Origin of the sequence: Candidatus Cyanaurora vandensis, from assembly GCF_013285555.1 — a bacterium.
Classification (GTDB): Bacteria; Cyanobacteriota; Cyanobacteriia; order Gloeobacterales; family Anthocerotibacteraceae; genus Cyanaurora; species Cyanaurora vandensis.
Genome location: NZ_JAAXLT010000178.1, coordinates 1 through 23,449 on the forward strand (window position 1 = coordinate 1; position 23,449 = coordinate 23,449).

General features: G+C 55.7%; 19 protein-coding genes and 4 pseudogenes. 6 read left to right on the plus strand and 17 right to left on the minus strand.

Annotated features, from left to right (window positions below):
- Nucleotides 1-148: 148 nt before the first annotated feature.
- Nucleotides 149-418, plus strand: a pseudogene (locus tag HFM78_RS12500) (ATP-binding protein); the annotation flags it as partial.
- Nucleotides 419-547: 129 nt separating this feature from the next.
- Here the strand turns inward: HFM78_RS12500 and HFM78_RS12505 are convergent.
- The 11 genes and pseudogenes from HFM78_RS12505 to HFM78_RS12550 form a co-directional block, all read right to left on the minus strand.
- Nucleotides 548-817: a YciI family protein gene (locus HFM78_RS12505; RefSeq protein ID WP_287129781.1), complete on the minus strand. Its 270-nt coding sequence runs from the start codon at nt 815-817 to the stop codon at nt 548-550.
- On the minus strand, nt 814-4,563 hold the full coding sequence (locus HFM78_RS12510) for an Hpt domain-containing protein (RefSeq protein WP_287129782.1): 3,750 nt from the start codon (nt 4,561-4,563) through the stop codon (nt 814-816). Before HFM78_RS12510 ends, HFM78_RS12505 begins: the two co-directional genes overlap by 4 nt.
- A 19-nt stretch (nt 4,564-4,582) precedes the next feature.
- Nucleotides 4,583-5,596 (minus strand): annotated as a pseudogene (locus HFM78_RS16380) (methyl-accepting chemotaxis protein); the annotation flags it as partial.
- A gap of 495 nt (nt 5,597-6,091) precedes the next feature.
- Nucleotides 6,092-6,295: pseudogene (locus HFM78_RS16385) on the minus strand (tetratricopeptide repeat protein); the annotation flags it as partial.
- A gap of 20 nt (nt 6,296-6,315) precedes the next feature.
- A complete protein-coding gene (locus tag HFM78_RS12520; protein ID WP_287129784.1) occupies nt 6,316-6,804 on the minus strand; it encodes a chemotaxis protein CheW in 489 nt (162 codons plus the stop codon).
- Between the two features lie 9 nt (nt 6,805-6,813).
- A complete protein-coding gene (locus HFM78_RS12525; RefSeq protein ID WP_287129785.1) occupies nt 6,814-7,179 on the minus strand; it encodes a PleD family two-component system response regulator in 366 nt (121 codons plus the stop codon).
- A complete protein-coding gene (locus tag HFM78_RS12530; protein ID WP_287129786.1) occupies nt 7,179-8,303 on the minus strand; it encodes a response regulator in 1,125 nt (374 codons plus the stop codon). The genes HFM78_RS12525 and HFM78_RS12530 overlap by 1 nt, the downstream gene beginning before the upstream one ends.
- 145 nt (nt 8,304-8,448) lie before the next feature.
- Entirely contained in the window at nt 8,449-9,510 is a 1,062-nt protein-coding gene (locus HFM78_RS12535; RefSeq protein WP_287129787.1) for a phytoene/squalene synthase family protein, read from the minus strand.
- Nucleotides 9,511-9,565: 55 nt separating this feature from the next.
- Nucleotides 9,566-11,428, minus strand: a pseudogene (gene shc, locus HFM78_RS12540) (squalene--hopene cyclase).
- A 227-nt stretch (nt 11,429-11,655) separates the two neighbouring features.
- On the minus strand, nt 11,656-12,279 hold the full coding sequence (locus HFM78_RS12545; protein WP_287129788.1) for a lipoate--protein ligase family protein: 624 nt from the start codon (nt 12,277-12,279) through the stop codon (nt 11,656-11,658).
- Nucleotides 12,280-12,702, minus strand: coding sequence for a YbjN domain-containing protein (locus HFM78_RS12550; RefSeq protein WP_287129807.1), 423 nt, complete (start codon nt 12,700-12,702; stop codon nt 12,280-12,282).
- A 123-nt stretch (nt 12,703-12,825) separates the two neighbouring features.
- On the opposite strand from HFM78_RS12550, the gene HFM78_RS12555 reads away from it, so the two are divergent.
- On the plus strand, nt 12,826-13,707 hold the full coding sequence (locus HFM78_RS12555; protein WP_287129789.1) for a methylenetetrahydrofolate reductase: 882 nt from the start codon (nt 12,826-12,828) through the stop codon (nt 13,705-13,707).
- A gap of 190 nt (nt 13,708-13,897) precedes the next feature.
- Nucleotides 13,898-14,236 (plus strand): BON domain-containing protein, encoded by a 339-nt coding sequence (locus HFM78_RS12560; protein ID WP_287129790.1) that lies wholly within the window; start codon nt 13,898-13,900, stop codon nt 14,234-14,236.
- On the opposite strand, the gene HFM78_RS12565 is transcribed toward HFM78_RS12560, so the two are convergent.
- From HFM78_RS12565 to HFM78_RS12580, 4 genes are all read right to left on the minus strand, one after another.
- On the minus strand, nt 14,233-14,940 hold the full coding sequence (locus HFM78_RS12565; RefSeq protein WP_287129791.1) for a DUF6816 family protein: 708 nt from the start codon (nt 14,938-14,940) through the stop codon (nt 14,233-14,235). The genes HFM78_RS12560 and HFM78_RS12565 overlap by 4 nt on opposite strands.
- Complete coding sequence (locus HFM78_RS12570) at nt 14,937-15,806, minus strand: phytoene synthase (protein WP_287129792.1); 870 nt, start codon at nt 15,804-15,806, stop codon at nt 14,937-14,939. The genes HFM78_RS12565 and HFM78_RS12570 overlap by 4 nt, the downstream gene beginning before the upstream one ends.
- A gap of 171 nt (nt 15,807-15,977) precedes the next feature.
- Complete coding sequence (locus tag HFM78_RS12575; protein WP_287129793.1) at nt 15,978-16,880, minus strand: cell wall metabolism sensor histidine kinase WalK; 903 nt, start codon at nt 16,878-16,880, stop codon at nt 15,978-15,980.
- A 188-nt stretch (nt 16,881-17,068) separates the two neighbouring features.
- Nucleotides 17,069-17,800: a response regulator transcription factor gene (locus HFM78_RS12580; RefSeq protein ID WP_287129794.1), complete on the minus strand. Its 732-nt coding sequence runs from the start codon at nt 17,798-17,800 to the stop codon at nt 17,069-17,071.
- A gap of 185 nt (nt 17,801-17,985) precedes the next feature.
- Between HFM78_RS12580 and HFM78_RS12585 the strand changes: the two genes are divergently transcribed.
- Nucleotides 17,986-18,174: a twin-arginine translocase TatA/TatE family subunit gene (locus HFM78_RS12585; protein WP_287129795.1), complete on the plus strand. Its 189-nt coding sequence runs from the start codon at nt 17,986-17,988 to the stop codon at nt 18,172-18,174.
- On the opposite strand, the gene HFM78_RS12590 is transcribed toward HFM78_RS12585, so the two are convergent.
- On the minus strand, nt 18,171-19,241 hold the full coding sequence (locus tag HFM78_RS12590; RefSeq protein WP_287129796.1) for an isocitrate/isopropylmalate dehydrogenase family protein: 1,071 nt from the start codon (nt 19,239-19,241) through the stop codon (nt 18,171-18,173). The two genes, HFM78_RS12585 and HFM78_RS12590, sit on opposite strands and share 4 nt — an antisense overlap.
- An 81-nt stretch (nt 19,242-19,322) precedes the next feature.
- Here HFM78_RS12590 and HFM78_RS12595 point away from each other — a divergent pair, with 81 nt between their 5' ends.
- Together HFM78_RS12595 and HFM78_RS12600 are read left to right on the plus strand one after the other, a co-directional pair.
- Nucleotides 19,323-20,927, plus strand: coding sequence for a tetratricopeptide repeat-containing glycosyltransferase family protein (locus tag HFM78_RS12595; RefSeq protein WP_287129797.1), 1,605 nt, complete (start codon nt 19,323-19,325; stop codon nt 20,925-20,927).
- 111 nt (nt 20,928-21,038) lie between these two features.
- Nucleotides 21,039-22,121, plus strand: a complete 1,083-nt coding sequence (locus tag HFM78_RS12600; protein WP_287129798.1) for a tail fiber domain-containing protein — start codon at nt 21,039-21,041, stop codon at nt 22,119-22,121.
- A 96-nt stretch (nt 22,122-22,217) separates the two neighbouring features.
- Here HFM78_RS12600 and HFM78_RS12605 read toward each other — a convergent pair whose 3' ends face one another.
- Nucleotides 22,218-22,952 carry an alpha/beta fold hydrolase gene (locus HFM78_RS12605; protein WP_287129799.1) on the minus strand — a complete coding sequence of 245 codons (735 nt, stop codon included), beginning with the start codon at nt 22,950-22,952 and terminating at the stop codon, nt 22,218-22,220.
- Nucleotides 22,953-23,449: the final 497 nt, after the last annotated feature.

The following is a 23,449-nucleotide window of genomic DNA, read 5'->3' on the forward strand; positions in this document are numbered from 1 at the left end:
CGCGAAAAACTTACTGCGCCAGTGCTGGCATTGATGCAAGTCATTTAAAGTAGTTAAGTCCATCTTTGAGATAGGTGTCACGGTAGGTAAGTTCAATTTCCCAAAGCTAGATTGGTATAAAAAGCTTTTCTGTCTCTCTTAGGCTTGCTATAGCTTGCTGGTAGTAGACGATATTGGCTACATCAAGCGTACGGAAGCGGAGACCAGCGTCCTGTTTGAGCTGATAGCCCACCGTTACGAGCGGTTGAGCTTGTTGATTACCTCCAATCATCCCTTTAGTGACTGGGACCAAATCTTTGCCGACACCACGATGACCGTTGCCGCAATAGACCGGTTGGTTCATCATGCACACATTCTGGAAATTCAGGCCGAGAGCTACCGGCGTAAAAGTGCCCAACAGCAAGGTAACCTTCCTTAGATTGAGAGGCAGGGAAGGTAATTGACGCCGCGTCAATTAGACCAAGACACCGGACAAGCTAATTGTCGCTTGGTGGTCATCCTAGTTGACATTTAACAGCTCTACCGCCAACAGCAATATTGGCTTCCGTCAAAACGCCTGAATCCACTCCAACAAGCTGTACTCAGTCCAGATACCGCCCTGCCAGTAGGGGTCCTCTTCCACCAAGCGGCGGGCACTGGCTTCATCGGGAGCTTCGTAGACCCCGAAAACCTTAGTCAAGTCCTTAGTGGGGCCAATCGTAATTACCTTGCCTTCATCCTTGAGGCGACTCAGACGGGCGAGATGTGGCTCCCGGTAAGGGATGCGCCGCTCTAGGACGTTCTCGCAGTAGGAACCCCAAAGGACGTAGCGGCTCATACCTTGACCGCTAGACGGCTGTTGCGGAGCAGTTGTTCGGCCCCCCGGAGGAGGTCATCTTCGAGGTAAGGCTTGGTGAAGTAGCCTTTGGCCCCGAGTTGATAGGCGGTCTGACGGTGTTTCTCGGCACTGCGCGAGGTGAGCATGGCGACGGGGAGGTTCTGGAGCCGTCCGTCTTTTTGGAGTTGGGATAGAAACTCAAACCCGTCCATGCGCGGCATCTCCACATCACAAAACACCAAGTCACAGGCGAAACCACTCTTGAGCTTATCGAGGGCCTCTTGACCGTCGCGGGCCTGTTCCACCCGGTATCCAGCTTTGATAAAGGTCATGGAGAGCAGTTCGCGCACCGTGATGGAGTCGTCCACAATCAGTACCGCTGTCTGGCCCGTGGGGTTCACGTCAGGAACCGCGAGCTTGATTTGGGCGCGTTGGGCCGGGAGTTGACCAACAGTCATGGTAATCAGCTCCCCCACATCGGCAATGGGCAGGACTTGACCATTCCCGAGAATCGTGACCCCGGCGATACCCTGGGGTTTGGGGATGGCCCCTTTGAGCTGCTTGATGACGACTTCCTGCTCCTCAATAAAAGCATCTACTCCGAGGGCGACGTAATTATCGCCACTGTGCAAGATTACGGTCGCCACTTCTTTGCTGGGGTCGCTCAGATCACGGCTAGCAGTCCGACCGTAGACCAAAACATCATTGAGGTCCAAAAAGGGCAAAGTCCGTTCACGCCATTGTATGGTGCGGTTGTTGCCCGAGGGCTGAATACTGTCAACTGGGACCTCCACTAAGTCCTCAATCCCATCGAGGGGGAAGGCGATGGGGGTGCGTCCATTGCGGCAGATAATCGCCCGTGAAATGCTCAAGGTCAAAGGTAGACGGATCGTGAAAGTCGTCCCCACACCCGGTTTAGAGTCGAGTTGGATGGTGCCCCGTAGACGGTTGATGTGATTTTGCACTACATCCAGGCCCACCCCCCGGCCCGCAACTTCGGTAATACGTTCTGCTGTACTGAAGCCCGGCAAAAAGACTAGGGGATAAACTTCGTTATCACTGAGGTCCTGGGCTTCCTGGGCACTCAGGAGGCCCTTAGCGACGGCTTTTTCACGGATTTTGGCAGCTTTGAGGCCCTCGCCGTCGTCACTAATGGAAATGATCGTCTGGTTGCCTTGGTGAGAGGCTTTGATCTCGACGCGGCCCTTGGTCTGTTTGCCCGCCTGGATTCGCTGCTGGGGTTCTTCAATCCCGTGCATCAGCGCGTTGGTGGTCAAGTGAGTCAAGGGATCATAGAGTTCTTCGAGAATAGCTTTGTCAACTAGCGTGTCCCGGCCTTGGATCTCTAGGTCAACTTGCTTGCCCAAGCTCACGGAGAGGTCCCGGACGGCGCGGGGCAGGCGGTCCACAATCTCACTGAGGGGCAACATCCGCATCTGGTTGAGGCCCTCCTGCAACTGGGAGGACAACTGCCGGAACTGCCGGGTCGCTTCCTCCGCTTGGTCGGTGACAAACTCAATGTCCGAGCCGACTTCTTTAATGCGGACAATCAACTCCATCACTTCTTGGGAGATCGAGTGCAAGGGGGTGTACTGGTCCATCTCCAAGGCATCGAACCCGGCGCGACCGCCACTGCTTGCCATCGTCCCGCCCACTCGGTAGCCGCGCACGCCCTGGATGGATTTGTCGTAGAATTCTTCGAGTTCCTGGCTAATCCGGTTGAGTTGGCCTACCCGTTGTTGCAGGGTCTCCAGGAGTAGCCGTAAACGGTTCTGCTGGCTCTCTAGAGAGTTGCGGTTGATGATGAGTTCCCCGACGAGGTTGCTCAATCCATCCAGGTGACGGACCTCGACGCGCATCATGCGCCGGACGGTACCCGTGGCTTTAGTGCGGGGGATGGTGGTTTTAGGCTTGACGGGCGTTTCGTCGTTCCAACCGCGCCCGAACAGGTTTGCCAGGATATCGGTCTCGGGGGACAGTGTGGCGGCTGTGGGCACGAGGTCAGCCAAGGCAGGGACAACCAGGGGTAAGGTCCGGGCGGGGTCAGCGAGGCTACGGAGCGACTCAGAGACCTGAATGGCCCAGTGCTTGCCTTCCGTCAACAAGTCGTAGGCGGTGGTTAGCTCACGACTAGCTTGAGGGCTGAGGGTAGACCAACTATCGTCCCCGTGATAGATCAGAGCCATCGCCAGGGTTTGGTTGAGGTCTACCCAATTTCTGAGGCCGTGGATCTCCCCGAGTTCACAAAACTCGCGGGTCAGGGTGAGGAGGGGTTCACGGACTTCATCGAAACTGGCCTGATTCAAATACTCCTGCACCTGTTGGAGACTGGGACCGAGGAGACGGAGGACGAGTTCGCGGACTTCCTCGGTTAAGAGCGGTGGTTCAGATTGAGCAGGAGCGGGAACCAAGTCGGCGAGGGCGGGAACGGTGGCGGGTTCGGTCGTCTGGGCGGGTGCCATGGCCTGAGTTAATTGGGCTAGGGCCGGACCCGCTTGGACCAGGAGTTCCTGCTCTTTTTCTATCGTTAAGCTCGCCGCCGCCAATTGAATAACCATTGCCTCTAGGTGGGCACAGGCTGTAATGAAAAGCTGTTGGGTCGCCAAGGCAACTATTTGGTCCGCTTCATTGAGCGTTCTGAGGTGCTGTTCCAGTTGGTAGGCGACTTGACGGATACCCTCCAGCCCCAGCATTGCCGCCCCGCCCTTGACCGAGTGGGCAGCGCGATAGAGTCCTGGTAGGAATTCCGGGTCATCACTGAACAGATGGAGTCGGGGCAGCCCCTCACCGAGGGTAGTCAGATGTTCGCGGGTCTCCTCAATGAAGTAACCGACAATCCGTTGCTGGTCGGGGGTAAACCGCGACAGCGAGCGGGCGGGGAGCAGTTCCACCAGGGCCGATGGAGCTTCGTAGTCCTGGGCCAAGTAACGGTTCAACTGCTCTAAGATGGGCTGGAACCGCGTCTGGGCTTCTCGGTCCTGCTCGGGTGTGATCCGGCCTTGGGTCTCTAGATAGCCCACCAAGTCGCGCAGACTGTCGAGGGCTTGGAGTAGGAGCCCTTCCAGGGTTTCGTCCACCCCCAAAGCCCGCTCCTCGACGATGCGGAAACAATCTTCAAGTTCGTGGGCCACCCGGCGCACAGCGGGTAGCCCTAGCATCGCCGCCCCGCCCTTAATCGAGTGCGCTGCCCGGAAAAGCTCTTGCAGTAACTCCAAACTATCCTGTTGCCGCCACGCCATCAAACCTTGTTCTAAAGTCTTGAGGTGGTCATTGGACTCTTCAATAAAGTAGGACAAAATCCGGGCTTGGTTGGCTTCTTGACGGCTCGGCTCCGCCTGGGTCGCCAATTGTACCGCCAACTGCTGCATCAGAGGTTGGGCCTGGGTCTCAGCTTCAGCTTCTTGGACGGCGTTCAAGCTACCCTGGGTCTGGAGGGTGTTGACCAATCCCTGCAAAATATCTACTACTTTAAGTAGGCGACTCTCTAGCTCCTGTTCGACCGGACGGTTGGTCTCCTGGATCACCCGGAAGTGGTCCTCAAGTTCGTGGGCAATATGGCGCAGGGAAGTGATCCCCAACAGAGCCGCCCCGCCTTTGATCGAGTGGGCCGCCCGGAAAAGCTCCGGCAGGATCTCCGTCGGGTCATCGGTTCCCAGAGCTAAGAGACCCCGTTCCAGGGTCGCGAGGTGGTCTTGGCTCTCCTCAATGAAGTAGCCGAGGACGCGCTGTTGGACTTCTGGATTCATGGTGCTCCTTGGGGGGTAGTTAGATCGTGACTTGGAAACGGTCCGTAGCTTCCTGGAGGTCCGTTGCAACCGCCACCAACGCTTGCAGGGAATCGGAGACCTGCCGGGACTCTTTGGAGGTGCGCTGGGCCGTCCCTTCCACCGTCCGCATGACTTGAGAAACGCTGGTGGCGGTTTCTTCCTGTTGCACGGTGGAGTCGGCAATCTCGGAAACCAACCCATCAATCTGACGGGAGACCAGGATGATGTCTTCCAGGGATTGTTTGGCCTGTTCTGCCAAGGCCGTCCCTTGGACGACCTGCTGGGTCCCTTCTTCCATCGCCGCCATGACCGAGCTGGTCTCCGATTGGATATTCAGCACGATCTGTTCAATCTCGCGGGTGGCTTTGGCAGCGCGGTCCGCTAGCTGTCGTACTTCGTCAGCCACGATGGCGAAACCCCGGCCCGCTTCCCCGGCGCGGACGGCCTCAATACTGGAGTTGAGGGCGAGTAGGTTGGTCCGGGAGGACAACTGGTTAATCAAGGCGACAATCTTGGAGATTTCCTGGGTGGACTCGGCGAGGCGTTTTACTTTTTTCCCGGTTTCCGATACCGTCTCGCGGATACTCAAGATCCCTGCCAAGGTCCGGTCCACCGCGTCGCCGCCCTGGGTAGCCGTGATTGAGGCTTGACGGGCGACACTCTCGGCTTTCCGGGCGTTCGCGGCAACTTGGAGAATTGAGGCAGTCATGCGCTGGACGGCCTCCCCACTATCGGAGACCTCCTGGGCTTGGCGCAGCGCGTCCTCCGAGAGGGAGCGGGCAAAGGATTCATTGCTCACGGCAGCAGAGTTGACCTTGGTGGCGGAGTCTTTGACCTTCTGGACTAACTGGCGCAGGTTCTGGATGGTGAGGTTGAAGGAGTCGGCGACCGCCCCCATGATGTCGGCGGTCACTTCGGCCTGGACGGTCAGGTCCCCCCGTGCCGCGCCCTCTACTTCGTCCAAAAGCTTAATTACCTGACGTTGGAGGTCTTCTTTTTCCTGGCGTTGCTTGAGGGTCTCAAGTTCACGAGCTCCCAGGAAGACTTTAATTTGTTCGACTAACTCTTGGACCGGCGCACTGGTCTGGGGCGCGAACACTAAGGCGAGGACCCCGGCTGCCACCGCCGCCCCGCCCTGCAAACCCAGATAAAGGGTCAGGTTATCCCCCCCCAGGAAATGTCCCGCCAATCCCCCCACCGCCGTAATCCCGACTAGGGGCAAGGCCAAGACTGGGAACTTGGCACGGACCTGCTGGACCGTCTGGTTGACCTCCTCGACGTTGAGAGTGGTGGGGCCTTCCCCGACCATCTCGCTGCTAGGACTGCTCATCGTGAAATCGTTGGACAGATTGACCATCCCTGGGGCCGCCATCGTGAACATCGCCGGGGTCTCGGGCAGCATGAGGTCATCAAAGGGGTCCGGCAGGACCGGAGCTTTAACCTCGTCGTAGGTCTCTAGGTCTAAGCGTTGGAGAGCTTTTTGGGCGGTCTGGAGGACTTCGGGATCGCTGGTCAGCCCCAACACCTGCTGATACTGAGTGCGGGCTTCTTGGGCCTGACCAATCTGTTGTTGGGCGGAGGCAAGCCACAGGCGCAAGTTGGGGTCCTCGGGGCGGCCCTGCACCAGCTTACTAAAGAGTCGGGCCGCCTCCTCGTACTGCTCCTGGGCAAAGGCCTCGACGGCTCTTTGATAATCGGTTGCGGAAACCATGGCTTACCTCTTATAAACGGTTACTCAGTCCAGGGGCGGGTTTGGACCAGGGCCTCGGGGTCCAATAATAAAACTTGGTTTTCATCACCGGGCGTGATGAAGCTCCCCCGTACAAAACTTTGCAGTCGTTCTTGGGAAGGGGGTGATTTTTGGATTTGTTGACTGTCAAGCCAAGCCATCCCCCGGATGCGCTCCACCACCAGACCCACTGCTGCATCTTCGTCTTGGACCACAATCACCGCGTACTGACCTGTCGTTGTGGTGATTAAACTGTTACGAAACAACAAGCTCAAGTCCACTAACCAGAGAATCTCGCCGCGCAGGTTGCAGGTACCGAGGAGGAGCGGGTTGACATTGGGCATCGGGGTGACATTCTCGTGGGCCAGCTCCACCACCTCTAGGACCCCAATCGCGGGGAAGGCCAACTGTTGAGCCGTCCCTAGGTCAAATTTTAAATAAAGGTCTCCCTGGGGGGTCTGGAGGGCGTTGTCGGTGGTCTGGAGGTCCATCGTTGCTTCCTATAGTTTTAAGAATTGACGGACCATCCCGATGAACTCCTGCGGCACAAAGGGCTTAGAGATGTAGGCATCAGCCCCCTGCTTAATGCCCCAGTAGCGGTCAAATTCTTCGGCCTTGGAGGTACACATAATCACTGGGACTTTTTGGGTCTGGGGGTTCGATTTGATGCGGCGGCACACCTCATAACCATTCATCCGGGGCATGATGATGTCTAGCACCACGAGGTCAGGGCTGAGCCGCTGGATCTGGTCCAACGCCTCCACCCCATCCTGGGCCGCCATCACCTCAATCCCACTCTCACGCAGCAGCGAGGCGATCATCTCGCGCTGGCTCAGATTATCTTCAACGACGAGAACTTTGCTCACTAGCTGACCTCATGGAGGGACGGGAGGGGATCGGGACCGAAATATTTCTCGACAATGCCAAGGAGTTCCTGTTCGCCGAAGGGTTTCGTCAGGTACTCCGTCGCCCCCGCAATCCGGGCGCGTACTCGGTCAATGTACCCATCTTTGCCCGTGAGCATAACGATGGGGGTGGTCCCGAAGGCCGTAGATTTGCGGATCATGGCGCACAACTCATAGCCATCCAGGCGGGGCATGGCAATATCGAGCAGAATTAGGTCGGGTTTACTCTTAAATAGATCGCTCAGGGCCTCGGTGGGATTGCCGATGGTCTGGACTTCGTAGCCCCGGCCCTGCAAAAATAATTCCACACTCTTTTGAATCGAGATACTGTCATCAATACAAACCACTTTACGAGTCCGGGCGGTGTTGGCGCGGACCCGGCGGGGAGCCACGACAGGCGGGGCTTTGAGGGTGATAATGCCCTCTTTGATGTAGGGCTCAAGGGCGCGGGCCAGCGTCAGGACATCGCGTCCCAACAACCGGGCCACCCGTTGTAGATGGTTCTCCCCGTTGACCCATTCCACCAATTTGGTGAAAGCGGCAGCGGGCAGTTGTTGTTGAAGCCGCTCTTTGGACTGGATAACGGGCTTCTCTAGGGGTGAAGTGATCGCGGGAGCGAGTTTTTCCCACTCAGCGCGACGGGCAGTGACCAAGCGGACTAAGGGGGTAATCTCCAGTTCGGCCCACTGGGGAGCTAGGGGCGCGGTGGACTCCAGGTAAAAACTCCCCTGGGTAAACCCCAACAGATCAAACAACACCTCCTCAACGAGGACCCGGATGACCTGGGTTGCCTGGACCGGGGTCAACTGCTGAGTCTCAATGAGTTGGGTCAAGAGGGCATATTCCGGCGCAGTTTCCACCACCGTCGGGACCGGACAAATCCCAATACCCAGCCGCCCCAGATTGTCGCTCAATCGGATTGCGCCCTCACGATCATCGGTGGCATAGAGCAGACGACCCTGGGCAAAAAATACGGACCACAGCCGACCCGCGCCCACATCCAGAAAAAGCTGACCGGTACGTTTTTGCAGTTCAGCCAACTGCAAAAGGCTCTTGATATCTGTCTCCTGGAGCTTACCTTGCATCGAAACCCTCCCGATGACATCCACGCAGCACCGGTTCGTCCAGTGCCTCCTAGTCTATAGAGTATTCCCCCTAGTCCCCCCCTTAGATAACAGCCCCTTCATGAAAACTTCATGAAGCTGTGGTGTTAAAAATCTCTTCAGGTTTTCAAGACAATTTACTTAGACCCCAGATAAAAGGACCCCGGCGGACCTGGGTAACGAGCCATTGCACGCCATGATTACTCATCACAACCACACAACCCGCGAGAATCAAAGACTTGACTTCACGACGCGAGATTTTAACCGAGCCGCCCGGTTGGAGCATCGCCACGGAGCGGTCTAGTTCTCGGAGCGTGGCATAGGCAAAAAGTAGCGGCAAAATACAGAATAAACGGATGGAGATAGCGAAGTTCGGGACGGAAAGTAAGTAGGCCAAGGCATCATCTAAGTCCTGCTGGGCTAGCTCCATCAAGGAACCCAGGGCGGCGCGGTTTTGCTTAAGTAGGGCGGGGTCGAGTAGATGCTGGTGACTACTGCCTACGGCTTGGAGAGCTTGGGCCGGGACATAGATCGAGTTCTCATGCTCAGCATCCCAGGCGATATCCTTGAGAATATTGACGGTCTGGAGGGCCTGACCGAAAGCCTCACACCGCGTTAGTAAAGTATTGTACTTAGCTGGGTGAATGTAACCGGAATATTCATACCAGAGGTCCGTCAATAGGTGGCCCACGGTCCCGGCAACGTAATAACAATACTTCTTATATTCCGAAATCGTTTGAATCCGAATGCCCCGGGGATACAACCCGACAAAATGTTGCATCCCGGAAACCATCTCCCCGACCCACTGGCGTACGGTGGCTTGCGTCCGGGGCGAGAGGGAACGAAAGAGGGTAAAAACCAAGTCCCCATAGCTAATCAGCCGCAGATGGGCAGCCTCGCCCTGCACCCCTTGGGCAATCTTGGGTAAGTCGTTGGCTAAAAGGGGGTCCGTGAAACACTTCATAAAATCGTCGAGTAAGGCGATTTTTTGGGCCGGGGGCGCAACGGGGTCATCCTCAATCGTGTCGGCAATGCGACAGAGTAAGTAAGCACAGAGGACCGACTGCCCCAGACCGCCGGGTAAAAAACGAATACTGAGGGCAAACGTCCGCGAGACCTCAGGTAAAATTTCTCGACAGACTTGGACGGCCTGTTTTTCACGCTCCGTCGCTGCTACGGCTAGTGCCATAAACCACACTCCCTCACTTGGTGTAGCGCATCTGGATTATCCCATGGTCCGCTAATCAAAATACGGACTGCACACGATAACGGCTGAGGGCGGTCAAGGGGAAATATTGCGGGTAGAGATGGTACTTCAGATAAAAATGCCCCGGAAACCCCGTCCCTGTGAACTGAGCCTCCTCCCAACGCCCGTCAGGACCTTGGGTTTTGAGTAAGTAGGCCACGCCCTGTTCTGTACAGGCTTCTCTGGTACCCGCCGCCAGCAGTCCAATCACCGCCCAAGCCGTCTGAGAGGCTGTACTGGGTCCCTGGCCCTTTTGGCTGGGGTCGCGGTAGCTCTGGCAGGTCTCGCCCCAACCGCCGTCGGGGTTTTGGCAGTCCCGCAACCAACGGGCACCCCGTGCGATCACGGTCTGTTCGGTGGGGGCAACTAGGGCCAAGGCGGTGAGGACCCCGCTGGTGCCATAGATATAGTTCACGCCCCACCGCCCGAACCAGCAGCCTTCCGTCTCTTGTTCCTGTTTCAGATAGGCCAGGGCGATTTCGTGAGACCGGGCATCGCTCAGCCGACCGTACATCTCGAGGACCCGCGCCGTGACATCGCTGGTATTGGGGTCAATCATCGCCTTGAGGTCGGCGTAGGGCAGACAGTTGAGCCAGTCTTGGTCATTATCGCGGTCAAAGGCCGCCCAACCCCCCGCTCGGCACTGCATGGAGGCCACCCAGTCCACCGCCCGTCGGATTGCGGCTTGTTTACGGCTCTCATCCGGGAGCTTGAGGGCGGCGAGGGCCATTACTACCACAGCGGTATCATCCACATCGGGGTAGAAACGGTTCTCGAACTCGAAGGCCCAGCCCCCCGGACGGCCCTGGGGGTTTTTGAAGGACCAGTCGCCGTAGTCGAGGATCTGCTTGGTCAGGAGCCATTCCCCCGCCTTCACCAACTGCGGATGGTCTGGGGGTAGCCCAGAATCCACCAAGGCCCGGATGGTTAGAGCCGTATCCCAGACGGGCGAAACACAGGGCTGGACCCGGTAGGTGGTCGCCGTCTCAATCGTGAAACGGTCCAATGCTTGTAAACCCCGGTCCACCACGGGGTCACTGGCGGCGTAATTCAAGGTCCGCAGGGCCAAGAGTGAATTGATCATCGCCGGGATAATCCCCGCCCAGTCCCCCGTCGCTTCCTGTCGTTCTAGAATCCACCGCTCTGCTGCCTGGAGTCCCGCTTGACGCAGGGGCACGAGGTCCCACTGTTCCGCCCACTTAAACCCGCTGTCGAGGGCTAAGAAGAATTGGTCTAGGCCATCTGAGACCATCGGGGACGGTGTGTCAGCGCAATAGAGTTCCGCCAGACTCACCACCGGGTCTGTCTTGAAGACGGGTTTTTGGTCCAGGACAATCAACAGCGGCACCGTACTCCCTCTGGCCCAACTGGACAATTCATAGAGGCTAAAGGGCGCACTGACGGGGAGGAGCATCACCCAGGGCGGTAGCGAAGGCAGACTCGCCCAGTCATAACACCCCACCAGAGCCAAATGGAGTTTCGTAAAAACACGGGCCTGCCCAATCCCGCCCCGCCCTCGTCCAAGCCCGTGCCTTCATCCGGGGGCGGGGTCCGTCGCTGCCACTCCCAACAGACGCAAGCCCAGATAAGCCTCAATCGAAGTGCTCAAGTCCCCGCCGTCCCCATAAAAAAGTTCCCAACCCCCATGAGCCCGTTGCTCTTGACGGAGGAAGGTCTCGGCCTTGGCGAGGGGCCGGGTTGTATCCGTGCCCCAGATTTTGTGGAGCAGCACGGTCTCAGCGGTCATCGTCACATTGGCCTCTAGCTCCGCCCACCAATAGCCGTCCGGGTACTGAGTGCCCAGAAGGTACGCCTGACTCTGTTCAATGGCGCGGTCTAGTTGCTCTTGGTCACTACCCATCTGCTCCCCACCCTACACGGACACGCTCTAGCCCATTTGATACCAAATTGGTCCCTTAATCGCATTTGGGGTCCCCTGTCTGACCGGAGGCTCCTCATGCTTGTCCATGAACCGTCAAATGTCACTCACTAAAAGCGCAGCAGGTGATTAACCCATTGCATTAGAATAGATTGATTACTATAGATGGTTGATACGAATAAGAGCAAGTAACCAGAGTTAGAATGAACTCAACCAAAAACCGTCTTGATTCCCCCATGAATTGCCGCCTCTAGTTCGGCTAAATCAACACCCCGGCCCAGGATCTCGTGGAGTCCCCGGACCTTGAGGGGCACCCCGGGGAAAAGTCGCTCCAGTTGGGGATAGTCCGGTTCCAGGAGGATCGAACCCTGTTGTAGGATGGCTCCCCCGCGCCGCAGTTGGGCAGAGCCGATCACTTTATGACCCTGCCAGCACAGGTCCGCCCCCGTTTCTAAGGCAAAACAGTTCACTTGGTCGCGGTACTGGCCCCGATACCCGCCATAGGCGAGCGGTACGCCCAAGGTTCCTAGGCCCAGAACCAAGACTTGAGACAACTGTTGATAGGTCTCCAGCACCGAGCCTACCAACCCTGACGTAACTAAAGTGTAGGTGACATCTCCGCCGTGCCAGACCGCCCGACCGCCCGTGGGTCGCCTGATAGCAGTGACGGGACCATGGCGTTGATGATAGCCCACGGAGAGAGCTGCTGGGTCCCAGCGCGATAGATAAAAAGTCGAGGGGACCTGACCGAGTAAGTGGGCGGTGAGGAGAGCTTCATCGCGGGCCATGTGGTCTGCCCCTGGTCCCTGGGTAAAGGGCAAGACCTGCCACATCTAGTTAAATTTCTCCACCAAAATCTCGTCATATTCATCCGCCAGACTCGCCACAATCGTGATCGCCCGCGAGACTTCACCGGGGTCGAGGTCCGTCAAGGTGCGGCTGGTGGTGAGAATCACTTGGTTGTCGCGCAGGCAAAAATTGGCCTCCATCGTCTCACTCCACCAGTTCTTCTCCAGTAAATAGCGCATCAATCCCACTTCATCGCGCACCGGCAACGCCAGAACCGGAGACCAAACAATCAGGGCATCATCCACGGTTTGCCCCGTCAGATAGACTGAGACCTCCGCCGTACCATAGTGGAACCGCCAAGCTTTCTGGGGAGCTTCGATTTCCAGTTGGTGCGGGTCTTCACTTAAAGTCGTGATCACCGTCTCAATGATTTCCGTAAAGCTGGACTGGGGTATCTCTTCGGTCATCTCAGCCACAGGTTTTCTCCAGGGTGCTACCTCATCATAAAGCTTCGCCTTCCCGCGACCGTCGCCAAAACGGCGGGTACCTGGGGATGCCAGAATACGTTAAACCCATCTATCAAGGAATCCATGCCGTTTCGGGAGTACTGTGCCCGTGGGGATTTTTTAGTCACCGCCGAGATCACCCCGCCCAAAGGCCCCAACATTGATGATTTTTTAGCCAAGGCTCTGCTCTTGAAAGGTTGGGTGCATGGGGTCAACGTCACCGACTCTAACCGGGCTGTGATGCGGATGAGCCCGGTGGTGGCGAGCTTATTGTTGCAACGGGCGGGGCTGGAGCCGATTTGTCAACTGGCGTGCCGGGACCGTAACCAGATCGCGCTCCAAGGGGACCTGTTGGGAGCGGCGGCCCTAGGGATTGATAACATCTTGGCTTTAACGGGCGATCCAGTGACGGTGGGGGACCATCCCCAGGCCAAATCTGTCTGTGACCTGGAGTCCGTCCGCCTATTGCAAGTCCTCCGTCAACTCAACCAGGGTCAAGACTGGAGCGGTCATGCCCTCAACCAACCCACCCAGTTCTTCTCTGGCGCGGCAGTAGATCCTCAGTGTCCGAGTCTGAGCGGGTTGAAGGGCCGCTTTAGCCGAAAGATAGCGGCGGGGGCAGAGTTCTTTCAGACCCAGATGATTACGGATTTTGACCAGTTCGCCCGGTTCATGGACCAGATGGGCTACGCCGCTGGTAAACCAATCCTGGCGGGAGTTTTTCTGCTCAAGTCTGCCAAAAATGCTCAATTTATCAACCGCAATCTACCGGGAGTCCAGATCCCCGACCATCTGATTAACCGCCTTGCCGCTGCTGCCCAACCTCTAGAAGAGGGTATCCGTATTTGTGCCGAACAGGTCCAGCAAGCCCAAAAGCTCTGTCAGGGTGTGCATCTGATGGCAGTGCGTCGTGAAGACCTAATCCCGCGCATCCTAGCTGAAGCAGGCATTACACCCACGATGTAAAAGAAAAACCGGTGGTCTACAACGAAGCAGGGGGGAACCACCGGAAGCAATGTTCTGAACATCAGTATCGCGGTCGGCTGAGAATTATCTGATGAACTTTTGGTAAAGCTTGGCTTCCTTCTCGTGAGGGATGTGGACTGGAGCTAATTCGTGAAATAGATAGAGAGTGAAATGTATTGGAGTCCCAGCCATGGGTTTTCTACAGCGTCTTTTTGGTCTAGAGAAGTCTGAAACTCCCGCCGCGCCGACGGCGACCAATCCCCAACCGACCCAACCCGATACCCCCGCCGAGCGCATGGGTCTCAATGGCGAATATGACCAGAGTGGGCTAGCTAAGCGCGTCGCCGCCGCCTTTGACTACGATCCTCAAGTAGATGATGTGGGAACCATCTATGTTGCCCAGACTGGGAGCACCGTTGTCCTCAAGGGTAGTGTTCCCAATCAAGAACTCCTCAGCCGGATGACGACCATTGCCCGTGGGGTCAAAGGGGCCACTGCCGTAGATACCAGTCAAGTGAAAGTAGGCTAACTTGTTTTATCGAGACGGAGGCGGTAGCGATAGGCTGTTACCGCCCGTCCATTGCTATTGAAATATCGTTCATCCGTGGGTACGAGAAATACCGCAATGAGCTGACTCGCCGTAATTCTTGTTTGCGTAGACTGCTGATACAGGGTCGTCGTCTCAACATCCTTAGTATTGGGAATGCGCCCAAGACTGCCCAAGACCTGCCGATAAAATTCTAGGGTTGCAAATTCCTGGGGGTTAGGGCGTTCGCTGTGACGGCGCGTGATGTAGAGTTCCCCCCGGCGGTTGCCCGAGAGCCGGATCGTTTGACGGTCGGGCTGGTCGGCAGCCAGGAGGACTTCAATAACTGATTTGGCCCCCTGACTCGCTTGGATCGCGGAGATCGTATTAAAAACCCGGTCCGCAATCACTCGCCCTTGGTCATCACGGTAAAAACGCACGTAATAAACCACGGGTTCACCCCGTTCTGTTTGGCTCCGGGCAAAATTGGTGGGGTTGGTGTACTCCACGCCTAGGGGAGCTTCCACGGCTTCGAGCACCGAGGTCAGCCGCCAACGGCCTTCAAACCAGTCGGGATAAAAGAGGTCAGGGCTAGTCAGACTGTAGGCGGGCTGACGATAATCTGGGAACTGGGCAACCCGCTGAGCCAGAGAGTCCGGGTTAGCCGTGCAGCCCGTGAGCAACCCCAGGAGGACCAGCCATCTCATTGTTGGGCGCGGACCCAGGCTAGGGGCAACGTGGCGAGTTTGCGTAAATCGGACACGTAGGCCCGCTGGGTGAAATTTTGATAGCCATTTTGTTCGACGACATCCAAGATGCCTTGGTAAAACAGGAGCGAGGCCCAAACCGGCCAACGACTATCGGCTTGGAGTTTACAGATACCCCCTTCAGCCTTGCGGTAAAACTCCTGGTTACGGGCGATCTGAAATTGCATCAAGGCCTTCCAACGCTCATCTAAGATCCCCTGCAATAAGTCGCGCTCCCGGTAGTTGAACCGCTCTAGGTCCTCACGGGGGATATAAATGCGTCCCCGTTGTGCGTCCTCGCCCACGTCGCGCAGGATATTGGTCAACTGCATGGCGATCCCCAGGGCAATTGCTTCCTCAGTGCCCTCCTCACCAGGGACGAAACCCATGATGGCGGAGGTCATTAACCCTACCGTCCCCGCTACCCGATAACAGTAGGTAAGTAGTTCCTCAAAGGTCTCATAGCGGCTCTGGGTCAAATCCATCCGCATCCCCTGGATCATGTCCTTGAAAGGACCCAGGGTCAGCGGATATTGGGTCGCGGCGTGGGCTAGGGCCGCATCCTCTGGGGTAGAGGGGTGACCGGCAAAGGTCTTCTCTAGTTGGTGCTCCCACTGGTCTAACAAGTGCATCGTGGCGCGTTGGTTCGGCTGGTTGTCTACCAGTTCATCGGTGCGACGACACCAGCAATAAACTGCCCACATATTCTGCCGCTTGGGATTGGGAAACAGGCGGGTCCCCCAATAGAACGAAGTGGAGTAGTGGGTTATGACCTGACGACAGGATTGGTAGGCTTCCTGCAATGGAAACTGAACAAATGCCGTCACCGCTCCCACCGTTAAAGTTTCGTAACTAATATTTTACCCGGATGGAGATCTCCTGTCAGGTAATTTCCTGAAACCCTGGCCCAATGAGGAGTCTATCTACTCCTTTTGATGGAGCGTACCCGCGCAATTTGCGAAAAAATGTTCTTATAGGTTACAGAATGTGAAAATTTCCTAGTCCAAGTTCTGCGCTAAGGGCGGCGTGGTGGGTAGCCAGACCGTGAAGGTCGTCCCTTGCCCCACTGTACTTACCACCTCAATCCGCCCACCCAGGCTTTCCACCAAGGATTTAGTAATGTAGAGTCCCAGGCCAATCGGGGCGGTCTTAGCAATATCTTCTTGGTCAATATGGCAGAACCGCTCGAAAATCTGTTCTAGAGCCGTACTATCAATTCCGATGCCTTGGTCTTGAACTGAGAGGGTAATGAAATCCCCTTCCACCACCCAGCCCCGGATCGTCACGGTGGTCCCCGGCTGAGAATATTTGAGCGCGTTATCGAGCAGGTTCACAAAAATCTGTTCGAGGCGGTCCCGGTCAGCCCAGACCTTCGGTAAATCCGCCGCCAGGTCACAGACCAGTTTATGACTTGCCGCTTTTTGGGCCAAAGCCGCCAGGGTCCGTTCTAGCACCTCCCGGATACAGACGCCCTCGGCAAGATTCGGTAGATGACCAGACTCTATCTTGGACATCACCAAGAGGTCTTCGACCATCCGGGTCAGACGGTCTGCTTGGTCTTTGATAATCGTGAGGAAATGAACCTGTTGCTCCTCGCTCAACTGCTGACGCGACCGCAATAATGTATCCACAAAGCCCTTAATTGAGGTCAGGGGAATTCTCAATTCATGGGAGACCGTCGCCACAAAATCAGCGTGGAGGGCGTTTAGGTCTTGGGGAGCTTCCTGGTAGGTCCACCGTCCTAGTTCAATCCCGCGCTGTTGAAAATTGAGTTCTGTTCGCTGCTCTCGACGATAGAAAGAGACCCGTGCATTAAGAGCCAGGGTCTCCAATTCAGGGAACCAATGGAAGATAAGCTCCCCTCCGGCTTGATGGGGACTGATACCTGTAATCTCCGCCATGGTCTGATTCCAGAAAAGGATACAGTTTGCGAGGAGTCAGCAATCACAACCCCCACCGAGAGACAGTCCAGGAGTTCTGGATTGAACCGGCCTATCAATAACATATCCGACCCGACTGCTTGACTGAAAGACCGTTACTATTGCACCAGTTCCCTTGGTCCCTGGCCCGGTTCCTAGTAGCACGAGAACTACTCAGCGGAACGGGCCTCTTCGGTAAAAGCAGAAGGTAACTCTAGACAGTAGCCCGCGCCGTAGACCGTGCGGATATAGTCTGGGTGGCGCGGATCGGGTTCGAGCTTGGTGCGGAGGTGCCGGATATGGACGCGGATTGTCTCAATATCATCATCCGGGTCATAGCCCCAGACTTCTTTGAGGATTTCGCTGGGGGCCACGGTCTGGCCGTGCCGTTGCAATAGACAGTGGAGTAATTCGAATTCGAGGTGCGTCAGCTTAACGGTTTGTCCAAACCAAACCACTTCAAACCGCTCCGGGATCAACGTCAAGGGACCGTAGGAAAGAATCTCAGAATGCTTAGCAGCAGGAGGAATGCGGTCCGTCCGGCGGAGCAGAGCGCGGACCCGTGCCAACAACTCCTCGATCTCGAAGGGTTTGGTTAGGTAATCGTCCGCCCCGGCATTGAAACCGTCTACTTTGTCCTTGATCCCTGAACGCGCAGTCAGGATCAAAATGGGAATCTCTGAAGTCCGCTCATTACGGCGCAGCCGCTGGCACACCGTGAAGCCGTCCACATTGGGTAACAGGAGGTCCAAAATGATGAGGTCTGGCATCAACTGCATCGCCATCGCCTGACCCTTAACGCCATCGTTGGCGCGACAGACCTCGTAACCCGTCATGTCTAGGTTGATGGAAACCAGTTCGAGAATTGTCGCATCATTGTCAACGAGCAGTATTTTGGGCATGTGGTGCGCCTTGCACGATTGAAGATTTACAACGGAATCTTGTGATTAATTTCATGATACCCCATGATTCTTCACGGCGACTAGGTGCGACTAGGCATTTATTCCTAGTGGCTTACTCTGCAACAAATAATTTCTCGGGTCTATGGGGGTGCCGTGGCAAGATGGATGGGTTATTGGAGAGAACAATGCCTAGTCTGGGCGGGACTGAAATACTGATTATCCTGGGCGTTGCGCTACTGATTTTCGGACCGACGAAACTGCCGGAGTTGGGCAGTTCCATCGGCAAGGCTCTCAGGAGTTTTAAGGATGGGGTCAAGGAGGCCGAGAAGACCGACGACGCGCCAGCGGACACGAACAAGTCTTCTACCCCCTAGCCCTGCACCCGTTGGGCGATAGCTTGAGCCATGGCTTGAGTCCCGACGGATTGACCGCGTGCCAGATCATAGGTCACGGCTTTACCTTCGCGGATCACCTCAGCGACGGCAGTTTCTACGCGCTCGGCGGCCTCAGTCTCCCCAAGATGGCGTAACATCAGGGCACCCGTAAGGATTAGAGCAGTTGGGTTCACTTTGTCTTGACCCGCGTACTTGGGAGCCGAGCCATGGATGGCTTCAAACAGGGCACAGTTGTCGCCTAAATTCGCACCTGGAGCCACACCGAGTCCCCCAATTAAACCAGCCGTCAAGTCCGAGATGATGTCCCCGTAGAGGTTAGGCAGGACTAGCACATCGTAGAGTTCGGGTTTTTGGACCAGTTGCATACACATATTGTCCACAATCCGGTCCTCAAAGGCGATATCAGGATAGTCCAAGGCCACTTGACGGGCGACTTCCAGGTAGAGACCATCGGTGAACTTCATGATATTGGCTTTGTGGACAGCGGTAACTTTCTTACGGTTATTTTTACGGCTGTATTCAAAGGCAAAACGGACAATTCGTTCGCAGGCGGCGGGGGTGAAGGGTTTGATGCTGATCCCAGCGGTGGGGGAGATCTGTTTACCAGAGGCGCGGTTGAGGGCCTCAATCACGGTCAAGGTCTCAGGCTGGCCCCGCTCAAACTCGATCCCGCAGTAGAGGTCTTCGGTGTTCTCGCGCACCACAACCAAATCAATATTCTCAAAGCGGGACTTGACCCCGGTCATGGTCCGGGCGGGGCGCAAGTTGGCATAGAGGTCCAAACTCAGGCGCAAAGCCACGTTCACCGAGCGAAACCCGATGCCAACGGGCGTTGTGGTCGGACCCTTGATCCCCACCCCGGTGCGTCGGACTGAGGCCAAGGTCGCTTCAGGGAGTGGGGTCCCGAAGTTGGTCAGCGCGTCAATCCCGGCTTCTTGCTGGTCCCAATCGAATTGGAGCCCGGTGGCTTCGAGGACTGTAACCATGGCGCGGGTCAACTCCGGCCCAATGCCATCCCCAGGAATCAACGTGACAGCGTAGGCCATAAACTCCCCTCTAAGTCGAATTAGTATACCCGAGGGAGTAGCCCAGCGCGTTAACCTTAAAATGGTGCTGCCACTAGATCCATGAAAAAAAACAAGGGCTTCGGCAAACCCGCAGCTAGGTCCGCCCCTGAACTCCCCGGTCTCCTCAAGCTAGCCCACCAACACCTCCGGGCTGAACGTTTCGCAGAAGCTGGGGTCTTGTACCATCAAGTCCTCCAACTTGACCCGGACCAGCCCGAGGCCCTGCACCGTATGGGCGTGGTCTTACAAAAGTTAGGCCGGCCCGATACGGGGATTGCCATGATGACCAAGGCCACCCAACTTAAAACCAATTACAGTGAATGCCATTACGATCTCGGTCACGCACTGCTGGCCCAATGTCAGGTGGATGCGGCCCAAGCTCAGTACGAACGGGTTTTGGTAATCGAGCCGGAATTGGCCCAAGCTCATTTTTGTCTAGGGAATGTGTTGATGGCGCAGTCCCAGCCTGACCGGGCAGAAATTTGTTATCAGCAGGCCTGTGCCCTACTCCCGACTTGGGCTGAGGCCCACAATGGATTGGGCAATGCTCAATTCGCCCTGGCAAAATTTACAGAGGCGGGGGTGAGTTATCAGCAAGCCTGTCAACTCCAGCCGGATGGGGCCGATGTCTATCTCAACTTGGGGATGGTCTGCGGTGAAAAAGGGCAACTGACCGAAGCCTTAGCCCACTACCAAAAAAGCCTAGAACTCAATCCCAACGATGCCCAGACGCGCTTCAACCGCGCCTGCCTGTACCTCTCATTGGGGAATTTTGCGCAGGGTTGGGCTGAGTATGAATGCCGCTGGGGGACGCTTTATTTAGCGCGGACGGCCCGCACCTATGCCCAACCCCTATGGACTGGCGAATCTTTTGTGGGGCGGACGGTCTTCCTGTATCCCGAGCAGGGCTTGGGAGATAATCTCCAGTTCATCCGCTATGCGTCCTTAGTCAAAGCCAGGGGCGGGACGGTGGTGGTGGAATGCCCAGCCTCACTCAAGGCTCTTTTTGCGACCTGTGTGGGGATTGACCACCTCGTGGCGACGGGTGAGACTTTACCGCCCTTTGACCTACAACTACCCTTGATGAGTTTACCCCACGTCTTCCAGACGGACCTCGCCACCATCCCCCATCAGGTCCCTTATCTTTTTGCCCCGGCGGATTGTAACTTGCCCTTGGCGGTACAGACGGCCTTGATGACGGCGGTGGGGTTAAGGGTAGGTATCGTCTGGGCTCCGGGATTGGACCATCCTTCTAAATATCAGCGGTACTGCCCGCTCCATCATTTCACCGCACTTTTGACGACGGCGGGGGTATCTTTTTTCTCGTTGTACCAGGGTCCCCAGGTGACGGAGTTGGCTCCTTTTGCGGGACAACTGGTGGATGTGGGTTCCCATTGCCGGGATTTTAATGATACGGCTTGGGCGATTGCCCAAGTGGACCTAGTGGTTACGGTGGATACTTCGGTGACCCATCTCGCGGGGGCTTTGGGTAAACCAACCTGGGTTTTATTACCCGCCGTGGCGGAATGGCGATGGTTACTGGACCGCGCAGATAGCCCCTGGTACCCCACGGCTCGTCTCTTTCGTCAACCGGAGGCTGGGGATTGGGCAGGCTTGTTAACTCTGGTCCAAACAGCTTTGTTGCGTTATTCCAGACCACATTGAGAGCGTGATGTACTCCCGCCGTTCATTTTTATTGACCGCTGGTAAAAGAGTGGCGTGGTAGTGTGCAATTAACCTCTTTTGAGGTTACGTAAACCCGCCAAGGCTCAACCCATGTCTGATAAAATACGCTGCCTCTTGCTTGGCACGGCTGTCTCAACGCTACTCGCTATGCCAATGACCGTAGAGGCACAGCAAACTAATACTATCTATGGAGATGGCGGACTCGAATCGAACACAGTGGGTTTTGGCAATTCAGCGTTCGGTTTCCAGGCCCTCCATCGCAACACCACGGGCCGAGACAACACTGCCCAGGGAGCCTATGCTCTTTCCGACAACATTTCCGGTTACTTGAACCTAGCGAGTGGTGCCTATACTCTCCGTCGCAATACCAGGGGTTACGCCAACACCGCCCAGGGAGCCTATGCGCTCCTAGCTAACACGACCGGCAATAACAATACCGCAACGGGTAGTAATACGCTCTACACCAACACCACTGGCTCCCACAATACCGCGAACGGAGTCGAAGCCCTCAACGCCAATACCACCGGCTCCCATAACATTGCGCTGGGATATCAGGCGGGCTTCAATAATCGCACGGGGAATAATAATATTGTGATCGGTAATCTCGGGGCTGCTACGGAGTCTCGAACGATCCGACTCGGTAAATCTGGGACCCAAACTAAAACTTTCATTGCCGGCATTTCCGGCGCAACGGCTAGTAAGGGCGTTCAGGTTTTCGTCAATACGGCGGGTCAACTTGGTACCCTCATTTCGGCGCGTCGTTTCAAGCGTGAGATCAAGGATGTGGGTGGGGTTAGCGATAAGTTGATGCAACTCCGGCCTGTCTCTTTTCAGTACAAAGATGCTGCCGAGGATGGTACTTATCCCCAGCAATACGGTCTAATTGCTGAGGAAGTGGCTAAGGTATATCCCGAGTTAGTGCAGTACGACGACGAGGGTAAGCCTTTCACCGTCTACTACCATCTACTCACACCGCTGTTATTGAGCGAGTTACAAAAAGAACATCATCGCAACAACATCCAGCAAGAGGAAATGGCCCAACAGCGGCGCGAGAACTCAGCACAGGAGCGTGAAATCGCTATTTTAAAATCGGCTCTACAACAACAAGAGACCCAGTTAGCAGCCTTACAGCAGACGCAACAGCAACTCCAGGTACTCTTGAAAGTCAAATAAGAAGACCCTATTGCCCCACAATCTGACGAGAACAGACTACTAGGAGACCAAGATACGAGAGGTAAAACAGCTTGCTTGCTCCCAGTTTTTTGTCATTTAATCGTCAGAAAAATAGAACATGGAGTTTTGAATATTTATGGCATTGACCAGAGCTTGGGGGTCTTCTAGGGGCAGGAGATGTCCGGCTCTAGGAACTGTGACTAGACGGGCAGCTTTAAGGTATGGGATGACAGCTTGGTTCTGTAGGTCTGCGCCCAGTGTGGTGTCAGCCTCACCGACCACAACTAGGGCCGGGACAGTAATTTTAGCCATCGTGGCACTGATATCTTCGCGGCTGAGTTGCTCTAACCAAGCCTGCCAAGCCACCGGAGAACTTCTTAAAATATCCTCGATAGCTTGTTCTAGGAGTGGCATTGGTAAGGGTTGGTACGTAATCTTTTGGATGGTTGTGTAGGCGGCAGCCCGTTCACCATGAGTGGTTCGTAATCGTTCGCGTTCCGCCGCTGGGATCGGTTCAGGCGTGGGTGGTGAAGGGGCAATGAGGACCAGAGAATGCAGATCCGGGGGCTGGGTGGCAGCGTAAGCTAGGGCGATCTTGCCGCCCATGGAGTGACCGACCACAATATGACGGCCCAAATTCTGACTGACCACTAATTCCTTGAGGTCCTGCACAAATTGACCCAGCGTGTAATCGCCCACCCATTCCGCCGCTCCTGCAAATCCTCGCAGGTCCGGTGCAACACAACGCCTCCCCACAAGCGCACTAATTACGCCATTCCAACTGCGCCCCGACCCACCAAAACAATGCAGAAAAACCAGTGCTGGTTCCATCAAGTATCCTTCCCTAGAAGTAAGTTAGTGGCTATTCTCTAAATCTGACTTTTAATTTGTCCGTTAAGACATCTATTCATGCTTTTCTCCTACCGTAAGTGACTAGATCTTTAAATTCTTGAGTTTTGTCAATTGTTGTTGGTATCAAGGACAAACTCTGGTAGTCCTAGAGCCATGGACTCCTTTCTTGCTGCTGATATTGGAGCGGGTCAATTGTTAATCTAATGCTGCCAGCACAGGCAGCTAAAACAGTAGCTAAATTAGTGCTGTGTACAACGTCTTGTTCTTGGCTATAATTTTGCAAAATGGATTCGATGCGTTGCCAATCCCGGTAACTGATAATCACAGCCACGGGTTGCATGGCTTCATTGGTAATAAATTGTTTCTCAAAAGTGACCTGGGCTGATCACTGTTAGGGTTCATTGCGGCTTGCTCTTCACGGCTATTTTAGACATCTGGAATCCAGTTTGACTAACGTTTTTCTCATTCATACGCTC